This is a genomic window from Planctomicrobium stercoris, from assembly GCF_051465655.1.
Lineage (GTDB): Bacteria > Planctomycetota > Planctomycetia > Planctomycetales > Planctomycetaceae > Planctomicrobium.
Window position 1 is genome coordinate 3,086,711 of record NZ_CP195791.1, and the last position, 14,207, is coordinate 3,100,917.

The 14,207-nt window shown below is 56.4% G+C and carries 10 protein-coding genes; 8 read left to right on the forward strand and 2 right to left on the reverse strand.

Annotated features, from left to right (window positions below; translation table 11 throughout):
- Positions 1-351 precede the first annotated feature (351 nt).
- The 8 genes from SH661x_RS12665 to SH661x_RS12700 all read left to right on the forward strand — a co-directional run bounded on the left by SH661x_RS12665 (position 352) and on the right by SH661x_RS12700 (position 10,146).
- Entirely contained in the window at positions 352-1,482 is a 1,131-nt protein-coding gene (locus SH661x_RS12665; RefSeq protein WP_437221908.1) for an ATP-binding protein, read from the forward strand.
- 448 nt (positions 1,483-1,930) lie between these two features.
- Positions 1,931-2,730 (forward strand): IS5 family transposase gene (locus SH661x_RS12670; protein ID WP_437221910.1). Its coding sequence is split into 2 segments (ribosomal slippage): positions 1,931-2,270 and positions 2,270-2,730, totalling 801 coding nucleotides; the frame shifts between segments, so codons are not numbered across the junction.
- A gap of 68 nt (positions 2,731-2,798) precedes the next feature.
- Positions 2,799-3,320 carry a sigma-70 family RNA polymerase sigma factor gene (locus SH661x_RS12675; RefSeq protein ID WP_437221912.1) on the forward strand — a complete coding sequence of 174 codons (522 nt, stop codon included), beginning with the start codon at positions 2,799-2,801 and terminating at the stop codon, positions 3,318-3,320.
- Complete coding sequence (locus SH661x_RS12680; RefSeq protein WP_437221914.1) at positions 3,317-4,318, forward strand: hypothetical protein; 1,002 nt, start codon at positions 3,317-3,319, stop codon at positions 4,316-4,318. Before SH661x_RS12675 ends, SH661x_RS12680 begins: the two co-directional genes overlap by 4 nt.
- Before the next feature lie 53 nt (positions 4,319-4,371).
- A complete protein-coding gene (locus tag SH661x_RS12685) occupies positions 4,372-7,074 on the forward strand; it encodes a DUF1592 domain-containing protein (RefSeq protein WP_437221916.1) in 2,703 nt (900 codons plus the stop codon).
- A gap of 3 nt (positions 7,075-7,077) precedes the next feature.
- Positions 7,078-8,382 carry a DUF1552 domain-containing protein gene (locus SH661x_RS12690; RefSeq protein ID WP_437221918.1) on the forward strand — a complete coding sequence of 435 codons (1,305 nt, stop codon included), beginning with the start codon at positions 7,078-7,080 and terminating at the stop codon, positions 8,380-8,382.
- Positions 8,383-8,466: 84 nt separating this feature from the next.
- Positions 8,467-9,477 (forward strand): DUF1559 family PulG-like putative transporter, encoded by a 1,011-nt coding sequence (locus tag SH661x_RS12695; RefSeq protein ID WP_437221920.1) that lies wholly within the window; start codon positions 8,467-8,469, stop codon positions 9,475-9,477.
- Between the two features lie 189 nt (positions 9,478-9,666).
- Positions 9,667-10,146 carry a carboxypeptidase-like regulatory domain-containing protein gene (locus SH661x_RS12700; RefSeq protein ID WP_437221922.1) on the forward strand — a complete coding sequence of 160 codons (480 nt, stop codon included), beginning with the start codon at positions 9,667-9,669 and terminating at the stop codon, positions 10,144-10,146.
- 340 nt (positions 10,147-10,486) lie between these two features.
- Here the strand turns inward: SH661x_RS12700 and SH661x_RS12705 are convergent, their stop codons facing one another.
- Together SH661x_RS12705 and poxB are read right to left on the reverse strand one after the other, a co-directional pair.
- A complete protein-coding gene (locus SH661x_RS12705; protein WP_437221924.1) occupies positions 10,487-12,115 on the reverse strand; it encodes an NAD-dependent malic enzyme in 1,629 nt (542 codons plus the stop codon).
- A gap of 60 nt (positions 12,116-12,175) precedes the next feature.
- Positions 12,176-13,897, reverse strand: coding sequence for a ubiquinone-dependent pyruvate dehydrogenase (poxB, locus tag SH661x_RS12710; protein WP_437221926.1), 1,722 nt, complete (start codon positions 13,895-13,897; stop codon positions 12,176-12,178).
- Positions 13,898-14,207 lie beyond the last annotated feature (310 nt).

The window sequence follows — 14,207 nt, forward strand, 5'->3', positions numbered from 1 at the left end:
CACTGACCGAGTCAATTTTCTGTTGGCCCGTTCCTTCGCTTCGGACTTGGTCGACGCGGCAGGCTCCCAGCATGGTCTTGAGCAACTGGGGATTCTTGTTGGGGGTGCGATGGGGGGGCACTGATCTGCCAGTCACTTCACCGAATCGAAAATACCGATCGCATCCGCCGACAGACTCGTGAAGACGGGTGGTGGATGGATTGAATTGTCCAGGCTTGGACCATGCCGCGAAAATCGCCTCTCCCACGGACTATCTAACTGAAGTCCTCCAGCTATTATGGAACACGATGGGAGACTTTCACGCAGGGACGTCAATGTTGTGGGGCCTCATTCCCGAAGCAGGAGCCGGAAATGCGATTGTCGGAATTCATCTCGGAAAAGATGGAGAGAATTCTGCAAGAGTGGGAAGCGTTCGCCGCCACACTGCTCCCAGCGGCAGAGGGGATGACGTCGCTTGCCCTGCGAGATCATGCCCGGGACATCCTTCTGGCTGTCGCACATGATATCACCACACCCCAGACCCGCGAGGAACAGTCAGAAAAGTCCAAGGGCCGGGCGATTCAGGCGCCGGATGCCCCTGAAACAGCGGCGCAGACGCACGCTGTAATGCGAGCCCACAGCGGATTCGACATCAACCAGCTTGTCGCCGAATACCGTGCTCTGCGTGCCAGTGTCCTCCGAATGTGGATCGACGCCAGCGCTCTGGCTGAACCGGAAATCGACGAGGTCATCCGCTTTAACGAGGCGATTGATCAGGCGATTGCGGAGTCGGTGAGCCATTATCATGCTCTCGTGGAACGACATCGCGATCTGTTTCTAGGGATGCTGGGGCATGATATGCGGAACCCGCTGAATGCCATTGTGGTGACGGCCAACTACCTGTCGACCCTGAACGCCGGAGGAGAGATCTCGGAAGCGGTCGGGATGCTGATCCGCAGCGGATCAGCGATGCAGGCCCTGCTGGATGACTTGGTGGACTTCAATCGAACGAATCTGGGCCTGGGCATCGAAGTTGTCCCCTCCGAGATCGATCTCGCGGCGGTCGTTGCCGATGAACTGGAACAGCTTCGAGTCACGCACCCGGAGAGGCAAATCGAGCTGTTGGCGACCGGCGAGAACCTTGGTCGTTGGGATGGTTCGCGCCTGCAGCAACTGATTCGCAACCTTGTTTCCAACGCGATCCGCTACGGATACGACGACATGCCGGTTCGCGTGACGCTGCGCGGCGAGGAGACTGCCGTTCATCTCGAGGTCACCAATCACGGCCGCGAGATTGATCCCTTGATGAGTGACCAGATCTTCAATCCGCTCCGGCGAGGTTCATCGCCAGGCACCAGCCATGACGACCACAGCGGACTCGGGCTGGGACTTTATATCGTTCGTGAAATTGCGAGAGCTCACGGCGGTGAGGTGGTGGTCCGTTGCAGTCAAGGCGTGACGACGTTCGCGCTCCAACTGCCGAGACGCACTCCCACGAATTAAAAACGATTTTCACACGCAGATACTTTGTGTGGAACGAAACGTCGGATCTCGGGCGCTCGCCAACTTCAGGTGGTCGAAACCGAAGCGAACCCATGAGGCGAGGCAGATTTCCACTCAAATCAGATGAGCATCCGACCGACGGATGAGTGCGCTTCATTCGCCCAGACTTCCATCACCGCGAATGTCAACGGCTCCTTCATCCCGATGGATGGCCCTTGAGTATTCGTACAGCGAACGGAGCGTGCCCTCGATAGCTGTAATGAGGCCATGAAGCCGCATCCTGTGTAGCCGCCGATTGTTACAGGTTTCTGTCGCTTATTCAGACCTGCTGTGCGCCGTCTCTTTTCGAACGAAAATGAAAAACTTAGAGGTTCCGGACAAAACTAATGTTGGCATGGTTTGAAAATTTTGGGAAGGTCTGGTTTTTCCCGTTCACGGAGGAACTGATATGGCCACCCGATTGCTGAGTGATGACTTGTGGGACGAGATCGAGCCGTTCTTTCCGACTTACGAGTTCTCTGTCAAAGGCGGCCGACCGCCAGCGGAGAACAGGACCGTCTTCACCTGCATTCTGTTCGTGCTCAAGACCGGCATCGCCTGGGAGGACCTGCCCTTGGAACTGGGGTGTTCCTACAAGACCTGCTATCGACGTCTCAAGCTGTGGATCGACCTGGGAGTCTTTCAGGACATTCATCGCCACCTCCTCACCGTGCTGAACGCAGCCGGGCGTCTGGAACTGGCGGACGTGCTCGTCGATGCCGGATTGATCAAGGCCCCGTTGGGAGGACAAAAACCGGACCGAATCCGACGGATCGTGGTCGCTGCGGCAGCAAGTCTCACCTGATGACCACTCACAATGGGATTCCGCTGGCGAACATCCTGACGGCCGCCAATGTTCATGATCTGAAACAACTTCTGCCACTGGTGTTTCTGAGGTACCCGAAGATTGGTGGCAAGCGGGGACGCCCCCTGGATTGCCCACGGAGTGTGACCGCCGACAAAGGCTACGACTGCCAGGCAACTCGGGACCTGCTGGGACTGGCTGGCATTGAGACCTTCATTCCCAAACGAGGTCAGCGGCAGGACTCGTCTCTGGGTGCGACCCGCTGGCCGATTGAACGGACCATCAGCTGGCTCAAACAATTCCGCAGGTTGCGGATTCGCTGGGACAGGCTGGAGGAAGTGCACCAAGCGTTCCATGACATCGCCAACTCACTCATCACCTGGAGATATCTCATCGCTGAATAGGTTTTGTCCGGACGCCCTTAGAAATTGTCGGATAAGTTTTGGTTGTTGCGAATCATCTGGTGAGAAGCATGCCCGAACAGGATGAACAGACCCTGAAAGTGCAGCAGCTGTTCGTGAAATATCAGGGACAGTTGTTTGCGTTCGCCGTTTCACTGTGGCCGGACTTTGCCCGAGCAGAGGACGTCATTCAGGAAGTGTTTTTGACCGTGACCGCTAAAGCACACGAATTCGATCCGCAGACCAGCTTTCTGGCCTGGGGTAAAGCGATCGTCCGCCTGAAGCTCCTGGAGTTTCATCGAGCTGCAAAGCGGAACCAATCGAGTGAAGCGATGCTGGAGTGCTTAATCTCATCGTGCCCGGAGGATTGGGCTGGGGAAGAGAAGCTGGCCGCTTTGACCCACTGCATGGCTGAACTCGCTCCGAGGGCCCGTGAAGTCATTCTGTTGAGATATCGCAATGAACACGGGCCCTCGGAAATTGCCCGACGCCTGGCCCGAACGGTGAATTCGATCAACGTCACGCTGTCGAAGGCTCGTGTTGCTCTTCGCGAGTGCCTGGATCGTCAGCTCGATCAGGGGAGACTGTCTTGACTGACAATTATCTGGACCGCTTGATCCAGGGGCATTTCGATCATGCGTTGACGGAATCGGAACAACTTGAGCTTGAGTCGATGCTCTCGCAGTCTGAGGGGGCGAGAAAACGATTCTGGCGGTTGGCCGAGGTCCACGGGCTGGCTGCCCAGGCGGTCCGCATCGCCTTTCCCGATCGGGAAGAAATTCCTGCAACCCAGCTGAAGCGATCGAAGACGAGCGCGGGGGACCGTCTCCTCAGAGTTGTGAAAGTTGTCGCCGAAAGGTCAATCAGTGCACTGGGAATCGGGATTGGGATCGGGATCCTGATGACAGGGGTGGCCTGGGCGATCGCGGGCGGTCCGCGTTCCAGTTCTCGTACTGTGTTGCTCATGGAAGGGTTTGAGTCCGGTCCCCCTCCTTCCGCGACAGAGATTCCCAGTCTTCCCGATCGCTGGGAAGGGGATGTGTGCGAAATTGTTCAGGAGAGCTTCGGAGTTCGTCCTTTTGAAGGACAACAGATGTTGCGATACCTCAGCGCCGACTACCCCGGCAAACCGAATTCCGCGGAAAGCTACTACGGAGACATCTACCGACTGGTCGACCTGCGATCCTATCGCAAACAGTCCCAAGGGGAGCCGTTCATGGCTCAATTTGCAGCACGATTCAACACGTACCGCTTTCCGGATGACGAGGACTACTCCAGTACGGTCGGGATCTATGCATTATCGTCCGAAACGGTCTCCCAGCTCTCAAAGCTGTCGGCGGGACAACTGCGCGATCACTCCGATGCAGCCACGTTTCAGCACTGTCGACGACTCGACCGCGATCCCGCCACCTGGGAACAAGTGCAGTGTGAACTCAGAATTCCTGAGCATTCCGATTACCTGCTTCTTCACTGCAGCGTCGCACATGTGCTGACATCAAACCGGAGAACGACGTTTGATGCACATTTCGCAGACGACCTGCAGCTTTCTCTGACAGCCATTCCGGACGGATTATTGTCGTCACGTCCCTGATGCAGTGAGACACGTTTCCGTTCCACCGTTTGCAAGGCAGTAGCAACGTCTTCATGAATTTTCGAATCGCAATTCTGATTTGCTTCCTTGCATCGGCACGCTGCAGCATGCTGGCTGCCAGTGACGTACCGCAGCCAGTGGTTCCAGCGCAGCATCTCGAACAACTCAGGACCCATTGCCAAAGCTGTCATAGTGAGGAAGCGGCTGAGGCGGGTTTCCGGGTGGACGACCTGCCGTTGGAAATTGATTCCCTGCCTGTTGCGCAGCGTTGGCAGAAGATTCTGAACGCGCTGAACTCGGGCGAAATGCCTCCGGCTGGCGAACCGAATCTAGATGCGGCCGCCAAAGCCAACCTGCTGGATGACCTGGCCCATACGATGGTGGTCGCACGCAAGAGCCTGAGCGATCAGAACGGTCAGATCACACTCCGCCGACTCAATCGTCGTGAATATCGGAATTCACTGCGAGAGCTGCTGGGGGTTGAGATCAATGTCAATGATCTTCCGTCTGACGCCGGGAGTGGCCGCTTCGATACCGTTGGAGCGAATTTGTTCATGTCAGGACCGCAGTTCGAGCAATACCTGGCCCTGGGCCGCGAGGCACTTGACGAGGCTTTTGAATGGCATGCGGCGGCTGCTGTCGAAAAGAAGCTTCATTTCGAAGGGGAAGAGATTACCCCCAAAGTCGAAAAGTTCATCGAAAGACAGCTGGATGCACAACAGCGGGCCCGGCAGTGGACTCAGCTGGTGGACGCTGCCGTCGCGTTGCCTGAGAACGCAGCGATCGTGGAAGAAATTCGTAAAGGTCCGCTGGGGAATCACCGGCACATCTTCTATCGATCCTGGAGAAAGTTTCCGAACGTTCCCGCCCCGGAAACTTTCGGATTCAAGACGGAAGAGGACAACGCTGACAAGGCAGTGACAGCCCTCTCACCCTTTCACTTGCCCTATCACCGTTATTATCTCGAGCAACCGGCAGTCGATCGCGGAGCCTACCTCGCAATTCCCAACGAGCATCCGGCAGAGCTGGACAACGCGACGGTGAATCTGCTGATTCCATTTGACTGGCCATCCGGCAACTATGTCGTTCGGCTGCAGGTGGCCATCACGGAGCATGCGACGCCCGATCGACGCTTCATTGAGTTCGGCATCGATCCTCGAATTGAGCAGCCAATCAGTGCCCATGAAGTCACCGGGACGATCGACTCTCCACAGCTGATCGAATTTCCGTTAACGATCACTCGGGGAAATCGGGAACGGGCCAATCGCTCGATGTTCCTCCGTGAAATCGGCACGCGAGACCACTATCCGCACACACTGAGAATCGCGGATGCGGAACGCAGGGCCAACAATAATATCGGACGCACGTTCGCACTGTGGGTCGACTGGATGGAAATCGAGAGGGTTCCCAATTCCCGGCTGCCGGTCCCGCCGGGGATGTCAGCACTTACCCCAGTGCTGGTGGATGACAAGACTCCCGTTTCTGCCAGCGAAGTCCGGCCCGCCATCGAGCGTTTCGCCGTAGAAGCATTTCGGGGAGTTGAACCAGCTCCGGATTACATCGATCGACTGGTCAGCATCTATGACGAGCAACGCCAGGCGGGGATCAAACAATCGGATGCCCTGAAAGAGACGCTGGCGATCGTTCTTTCGTCCCCGCAATTCCTGTATCTCGGTGAACCTCAGAATGCTGATGGTCGTCGAAAGTTGTGTGGGCAGGAACTCGCCTGCCGGTTGTCCTTCTTTCTCTGGAGCGCTCCGCCGGATGCAGAACTGCGGGGGCTGGCGAAGTCCGAAGAACTTCTGCAGCCCGAGATTCTGCGGGCTCAGACAGAAAGGCTTCTCAACGATCCCCGTGCCTTTGGTTTTATCAAGTCGTTTGCCGATCAGTGGCTGGGGTTGGAACGACTCGATTTTTTTCAGGTGAACCTCGAACGTCATCCCCGGTTCACCAACATGACCCGGCTGAACGCCCGTCAGGAAATCTACGAAACAATCAAACACCTGTTCGCGAACAATGCTCCACTGTCGGACTTGCTGATGGCAGATTACGTGATCGTCAATGCGTTGATGGCGAACTACTACGGCATTGAAGGCGTTCACGGAGATGAGTTCCGCAAGGTGCCGGTTCCTGCAGATTCACCGCGAGGAGGGCTGCTGGGAATGGCGGCGGTACATCTCATGGGCGGAAACGGAGACAATTCCAGTCCAGTGGAACGCGGAGCCTGGGTGCTCCGCAAGTTGCTGCATGATCCTCCTCCCCCCGCGCCCGCCAACGTTCCACAGCTGGCTCGGCTCGCGGGCAAAGCGCTGACGACACGAGAACGACTCATTGCTCATCAGGATGCCCCCCAGTGCAACAGCTGTCATCGCAAAATCGACCCGATCGGATTCGGTCTGGAAAACTTCGATGGCGTCGGCGCCTGGCGAACCGAGGACTTTTATCAGGTCATCAAAGACAATGGTCAGCCTGATCCCCAGGGCCGCATCACCTGGACAATCGATCCCTCATCCAAGCTGTACCACGGGCCGGAGTTCAAAGACTTCTTCGAACTGCGTGAACTGATTGCTGCCCATCGAGACGATTTTGTCCAGGGGTATAGTGAAGCTCTGATCGAATTCGGTCTGGGGCGGCCCGCCGGTTTCAGCGATCAACCTCTGATCGACAGCATGGTGCAACATGCCCGCGAAAACAGATACGCGGTCCGGGATTTCGTACACACACTGATTCAAAGCCAGGAATTTCAGAGCAAATAACTCATGGAAAAACGCCTCTCAGACAGCTCGCGTCGGCTCTTTCTGAAGTCCAGCACTGCCCTGATTGCACTCCCTTTCATGGAGTCATTCGGGTTTCGACGCTTTGCGTCCGCGAGTCCGGTGGCGATCCCTCCCAAGCGTCTTGTGTTTCTGGGATTCGGCTGGGGGATTACCGAGGAGTCGTGGTACCCGGATATCAACACGCCGGGGCGGGATTATGTCCTGCCCGAGGGGTTGAAGCCTCTGGAACGACATCGCGCCGATTTCTCCATCGTTCAGGGATTGCGAAACAAATTCTCCAACGAAGGGCATGCCGGCAGCACCTGGTGGCTCACCGGAGCCAATCCGTACGCTCAGCCCGGTCAGAGCTTCAGCAATACAATCTCTGCCGACCAGGTGGCAGCCCTCCAGTTTGGCAAGGAGACCCGGTTCAGTTCGCTGCAGTTCAATCACAGCGAGCAAGGGGATCGCTCCGGGCACGGAGTCGGGCTTTCATTGGCCTGGGACGTGAGCGGAAAACCGATCAGCGGCGAGAACGGACCGCTGGCGGCCTATCACCGGCTCTTCTCGAAGAACACCACTCCCATCGAACAGCAGAAGGCGATGCTCGCCCGCAAACGGAGTGTTCTCGATGCCGTCATGGAAAATACACACAGCCTGCAGCGTGGCCTGAATCGCACAGACAATCAGAAGCTCGAAGAATACCTGGCGGGTATCCGGAGCATCGAAACTCGCCTCACGAAAGATGAACAGTGGATGGCAAAGGAGCTTCCACAAGCTCCCTTTGGTGCCCCCAGCCAAGAGTTGCAAGGGAAAGAGGAAATCGAGCTGATGTACAGGCTGATGGTCGCTGCCTTCCAGACAGACAGCACGCGGGTCATCACGTACCGGCAGCCGGTCGCCACATTACTGACGAGCCTGGGCTGTGATACGGCTCCGCATGACATGAGCCATTACCATGCGACTCGGGGAGCCAAGCTGGTCACTTCCCAGACGCGGGATGTCGCCCAGAGCAGACTGCTGGCCGGCCTCATTGATCAATTGAAAGAGACCAGAGAGGCGGACGGAAGCCGCCTGTTTGATCACATTGCCCTGGCATATGGAAGCAACATCCGGACCGGCCATGATCTCACCAATTGCCCGACGCTCATTACCGGCGGGGGTGCAGGTGTGCGGCTCGGGGAGAACATCGTGGCGAAAAAAGACGCACCGCTGTGCAACGCGTGGCTGGCACTCCTGCAGGGCGTAGGTGTGAACGTCGATCGCCACGGAGACAGCACTGAACCGTTGCGGGAGTTGCTGGTTTGAACCAGTCCGTCACTGATTCGCTTCTGCAGAGCATTTCTAAATTGATGTTTTTCAAATCTTTGTCACAGAACAGAGAGGTTTATCATGTCCTTGGCATTAAAACGAATCCGTACCGGATTCACGTTGATCGAACTTCTGGTTGTTATCGCGATCATTGCCGTTCTGGTGTCTCTGCTTCTGCCTGCTGTGCAGCAGGCACGTGAAGCCGCACGGCGTTCGCAATGCAAGAACAATCTGAAGCAGTTTGGACTGGCAATTCACAACTATCACGACGCTTACAATGCCCTTCCGCTGGGACGCAGCGGTCCCAATCAGGTTGGCAATCGTTACAGCGCCCATGTGGCACTTCTTCCGTTTTACGATCAGGCAGTTGCCTATAACAACCTGATGACGCAATTAAGCCCGCCCTACTGGGGAGGCGGAGCGATCAATGTCAAAGTGCCAATCCACAGGTGTCCTACGTCTCCTACGGTGACTCTGGCTGCGGCGAACCTGCCCGGAACAAACTACGTTTACAATTTGGGAGATGTCTCCTGGAGCCTTAACGAACTTCCCAGCATTCGCGGACTGTTTGGAGGGTCATTCAAATTTTCACTGCGTGATGTGACCGACGGCACCTCCAATACCGCCATGATGTCGGAAACGATCCTGTGGGATGACGACGGCACGGGTGTCTCCGTCAATGGATTCGGTGCTTCGAGCCGGACGGACACGCAGTCTCCATCTGCTTGCAAAGCAAAGTGGATCAATCGCCAGTTCACCGTTTACGATTCCACGACAGCGATGCCGCGCGAAAGGGCTCCAGGATGCTGCTGGGCTGATGGAATGATGGCCAAGATCAGTTTCAATACTATTCTTCCACCGAACTCGGCGGTCTGCGCGGATGTCGCGGGCAACCAGGGAGTGATCCCCCCCAAGTCGATGCATGATGGGGGTGTCCATCTGCTGATGGCCGATGGTGCGGTTCGTTTCGTGAGTGAAAACATCCATTCCGGCAATGTCACTGCTGCGGTTGCCACCACAGGCCGCAGCAACTTCGGAGTCTGGGGAGCCCTGGGAACCCGGAGCGGCGACGAAGTTCTCGGAGAGTTCTGATTGCATCAGCAGAGGGATCTGCCTTGGTCATTCAGAACGTCTGGGCGGCTCTTACTCTGTCAATGTAATGGATGCCGGAGAGACAGACTTCGCTTCTGATTATTCTTAATTGTGGTATCGCCTGGATGAGCCTTTGACGAAGTGCACGTGAGTATCCCATTTCCTTTCACTTTCTCTGACACTTTCGCCATGTCGATTCGCCGATTCAAAGTTCTACTGATTCTCTGCCTGGCCACGGTGTTGCCAGCAGGGTGTTCCCGTCAGGACAGATGGGAAAAGAATCGCCCCAAAGTCTACAAATCAGGGGGCATCGTCCGGATGGACGGCCAGCCTCTTGAAAAGGCTGTCGTCACCTTCAATCCGGTTCAAGGAGAATTTGGCGGCACTGCTGTGACCGATGCAAGCGGAAAGTTTCAATTGACGACCTTCAAGGACTTCGACGGCGTGACGGAAGGAGAATTTCAGGTGGCTGTCGAAAAAATTGACTGGGTTCCGATCGGAGAAGGGAAACCAGCCACGGCCACTGCCCCGAAGGAGTATCCACCACTCCAGAAAGTTCCGATGACCCCGGCCGTCTATGCCGACTTCAGTAAGTCTGGATTCACTGCGACAATCACACCGAAAGGCCAGAATCAGTTCGAGTTTAATCTCGATTCAAAAGCGAAATAAACCTCGCTCCAGGGGGGACGTTCCATCAGCGGCGGGGTGGATGGACTTCCCGCTTGAGGATGTTTCGAACTGTCTGTTTGCTGGTTTTCTTGATTCCGATTCGCCGAAGCTCGCCTCGGGTGGGAAGGGACTCGGCCCCGTGATCGTCGTGATCTGAATTACACGTACCTGATACCCCCGGTGTCAAACCTCGGTCGAGGATTGCAGGTCGATGCAGAGAGATACAACTGGCGTTCACATCGCACTGAAGAGACCCTTTTCCGGTACGATCTTTTCGGCATGGCACGAATTCTGTTCGCGTCTGACTGATAACTCTACTGTGTTTGAATCGATGAAAGACTCACCCCGGGTAGACTGGTCGATATGCTTGTGATCGCAATTCCGCCTGGATGTCGCCTGGACGGGGGGCGCGAGCAAGCCCCTGATCGTAGATGAACTCGGCGACTCTGGCGGCGACGTGCAGCGAGGCCGAGAAGATCTGGCTTTGAGGCGGGTAAATCAGGCCTTGAGACAGACTCTCGTCGGAAACCTGTTCCGCGACCGCACGGGCAGCCACGATAAACATCTGCTCAGTGACGCGCGAGGCTTCGGTCATATACACCGCCATCCCCATCGCAGGAAAGATGTAGACGTTATTCCCCTGGCCCGGGACAAACGTCTTTGCACCGATGGTGACGGGCGGGAACGGGCTGCCGCTGGCGAAGATGGCCCGACCGTTCGACCAGCGGTACGCTTCCTCCGCTGTGCATTCCGACCGGGAGGTCGGATTGGAATAGGGGAAGATTATGGGACGTTCGTTGATTGCTGACATGGCTTCGATGACTTGCTGGTTGAAGAGCTTCGGCACCGTACTGACCCCGATGATCCCGGTCGGTCGAAGTGCTTTGATGGCGTCCACGAAGTTGGAAATCGGAGGTCGATTGATTGCGAACGGTTTTTGAAAATCGGCCAGGTCTGTTCGAGAGGTGACCATTAGTCCCTGAATATCGAACAAGGAGTTTCGTTCCCGCGCAGCCTGGAGTGTGATTCCTTCCATGGCCATTGTCTGGCTGACCAGTTCGGCGATCCCCGTCGCGGCCGAACCTCCTCCGAGAAAGAGAAACCGCTGATCGGTCAATTTCTGACCGGTGATTCGCAACGCTCCCAGGATGCCTGCAAGTGCGACAGCTGCTGTCCCCTGAATGTCATCGTTGTAAGTGCAGATCCGGTCCCGGAAACGCTCCAGAATGGGAACGGCGTTCAGATTCGCGAAGTCTTCCCATTGGATGCAGCACTTCGGGTAAAGGGTCTGCACTGCATCCACAAACTCATCGATGAAGGCATGGTACTCGTCACCACGCGCACGTGGCTGGCGGAGTCCCAGATAGAGAGGATCCTCGAGTAACGTTTGACTGTTGGTGCCGACATCGAGCATGACCGGCAGGCAGAATTGAGGAGGCACTCCTGCACAGGCTGTGTATAAGGCCAGCTTACCGATTGGGATTCCCATCCCTCCCACACCTTGATCACCAAGTCCCAGAATCCGCTCGCCATCGGTCACCACGATGAACCGGACGTCTTTCTGAGGCCAGTTGCTGAGGATATCTCGAATGCGGCCACGTCCGCTGATCGGGAGGTACATTCCCCGCGTCGCCCGAAAAATGTGGTCGAACTTCTGACAGCCCTCACCGACCGTGGGGGTATAGACGATCGGCATGAAGCGTGCTGGATCCGACATCAGCACTGCGTAGAACAGAGTCTCGTTCCGCGCCTGCAGATCTGACAGCAGGAGATATTTTTGCAGATCGTTATCCAGATTTTCCAGCTCGGCATGAGTGCGAGCCACCTGCAGTTCGAGTGTGCTGACGCCGGGAGGCAGCAATCCTTCAATGTGAAGCGATTGGCGCTCCTGCAACGTGAATGCGGAACCTTTATTCAAACGAGGATTGTGCAGTACCAGATTCCCGGTGACGGTCTCTTCGTTTGCCATGCTCACAATTCTCCTGGATAGTGCTGAAGCGGGGTTGGAAGAGAGAGCTTCACAGCCCGTTTACCGAAACAGATTTGTTTTCGCGAGATCGATGACTTCATCTCCGCGCCCGCTCATGACCGCGCGAATCATGTACAGACTGAAGCCCAGCATCTGCTCTGCAGTAATGGTCGGCGGCATGGTCAGTTCCTGCCGATTCACCAGGACCTCGACCAGTGCCGGACCGTCGTGGTCGAACGCCTGTTTCAGACTCGGCCGGAGATCTTCCGGCCGTTCGACCCGCAGGCCAAGCACGCCTGTGGAATCTGCCAGCTTGGCAAAATCGGGATTCACCAGGTCTGTGGCGAAATCCAGAAACCCGGTCGCTTTCATTTCCAGCTCCACAAATCCCAGCGAGCTGTTGTTGAAGACCACCAGTTTGACGGGCAGCTTCAATTGCCGAAGGGTCAGAAGATCCCCCAGTAACATGGCCAACCCACCGTCACCCGAGAGGCTGACGATCTGCCGGTCAGGAAAGGCTGCCTGAGCTCCAATCGCCTGCGGAAGTGCATTCGCCATGGAACCGTGCGTAAACGATCCCAGTAACCGCCGCATGCCATTCATTTTCAAATAACGTGCCGCCCAGACGGTGGGGGTGCCGACATCACAGGTGAACACTGCATCATCGGTTGCCAGTTCGTTGATCACGCTGGCGACATACTGCGGATGAATCGGCGTCTTTCCCGGCGTGCCCACAGCGAGCTCATCTAGTCCCTTGCGGGTCCGCTCATAGTGCGAAACACACGTCTTCAGATAACCTGAGTCGGATTTCGCTGAGATCATTGGCAACAGTGACTGCAGTGTGTCTTTCACGGAGCCAACCAGTCCCAGGTCCACCTTCGTCCGTCGACCGATCTGCTCTCCGCGAATGTCGACCTGAATGATTCGGGCTTTCGGCGGATAAAACTGCCGGTAGGGGAAGTCGGTCCCCAACATCAGCAGGGTGTCGCAGTTCATCATCGCATGATATCCGGACGCAAATCCCAGCAGCCCGGTCATGCCGACGTCGTAAGGGTTGTCGTACTCAATGAACTCTTTGCCGCGGAGGGCATGCACGATGGGGGATTGCAACCTCTCGGCGGCTGCGATCAATTCGGCGTGGGCTCCCGCGCATCCCGCTCCGCCCAGAATCGTCACTTTTTCTGACTGATTCAAGATCTGTGCAGCCGTCTGGAGATCACCTGGGGCAGGAATCACGACAGCAGGTTGCTGGGGAAGGCCCAGTTTGATGAAGGGAGCCGAACACTCACGCAGTGCGACATCGCCGGAGATCACAACCACAGCGACACCTCGGCGCAAGATTGCGGTCCGCATCGCAATGCCGAGGATCCTCGGGAGCTGGTCTGGATGCAGCACGGTCTCGCAATAATAGCTGCAATCCTGGAAGAGCTGCTGTGGGTTCGTTTCCTGAAAGTAACCCCCGCCAATTTCCTGGCTGGGAATTTGAGCTGCAATGGCCAGCACCGGAACACGGCTGCGATGACAGTCGAACAGCCCGTTGATCAAATGGAGGTTCCCAGGTCCGCAGCTGCCGGCGCAGACTGCGAGCTGATTCGTGAGATGGGCCTCCGCTCCGGCCGCGAACGCTGCGGATTCCTCGTGCCGTACGTGCATCCACTCTAAAGAATCGCCGCGTCGAATGGCATCTGTAATGCCATTGAGCGAATCCCCCGCAACTCCGTACATCCGCTTGACACCGGCGGCCACGAGCATGTCGACGAGAACCTCTGCAGCACGCGCCATCTGGATCTCCAATGGAGAGAGACGATCGAATTTGCCTGATATCGGTTTCGAGGGACCGACAGTGTATGATTTTCGCGTTGCCTGACACAAGTGCCCGCTCAACAGTCACTGGATTCAGAAATTGGTGAACCGGATTCGCGATTGATCGACCGATGTCGAAACAGAGTCGCAACTGAAATGAATCACGGCGTTCTTGTCGTGCTGACCTTTGCCCAGAAGTCATCGAGGGGAATCACGATGCTGTTTTCTGGTGAAAACGGGAGAATCGCTCTCGTTTTCGTAGAAATGAAACGAGACATCGTAATGCGAA

What these genes read in the sequence shown, in the direction of transcription:
- SH661x_RS12665 (WP_437221908.1), top strand. Translation starts at nt 352, where the DNA reads ATGCGATTGTCGGAATTCATCTCGGAAAAGATGGAGAGAATTCTGCAA.
- SH661x_RS12675 (WP_437221912.1), top strand. Translation starts at nt 2,799, where the DNA reads ATGCCCGAACAGGATGAACAGACCCTGAAAGTGCAGCAGCTGTTCGTG.
- SH661x_RS12685 (WP_437221916.1), top strand. Translation starts at nt 4,372, where the DNA reads ATGAATTTTCGAATCGCAATTCTGATTTGCTTCCTTGCATCGGCACGC.
- SH661x_RS12690 (WP_437221918.1), top strand. Translation starts at nt 7,078, where the DNA reads ATGGAAAAACGCCTCTCAGACAGCTCGCGTCGGCTCTTTCTGAAGTCC.
- SH661x_RS12695 (WP_437221920.1), top strand. Translation starts at nt 8,467, where the DNA reads ATGTCCTTGGCATTAAAACGAATCCGTACCGGATTCACGTTGATCGAA.
- SH661x_RS12700 (WP_437221922.1), top strand. Translation starts at nt 9,667, where the DNA reads ATGTCGATTCGCCGATTCAAAGTTCTACTGATTCTCTGCCTGGCCACG.
- SH661x_RS12705 (WP_437221924.1), bottom strand. Translation starts at nt 12,115, where the DNA reads ATGGCAAACGAAGAGACCGTCACCGGGAATCTGGTACTGCACAATCCT.
- poxB (WP_437221926.1), bottom strand. Translation starts at nt 13,897, where the DNA reads ATGGCGCGTGCTGCAGAGGTTCTCGTCGACATGCTCGTGGCCGCCGGT.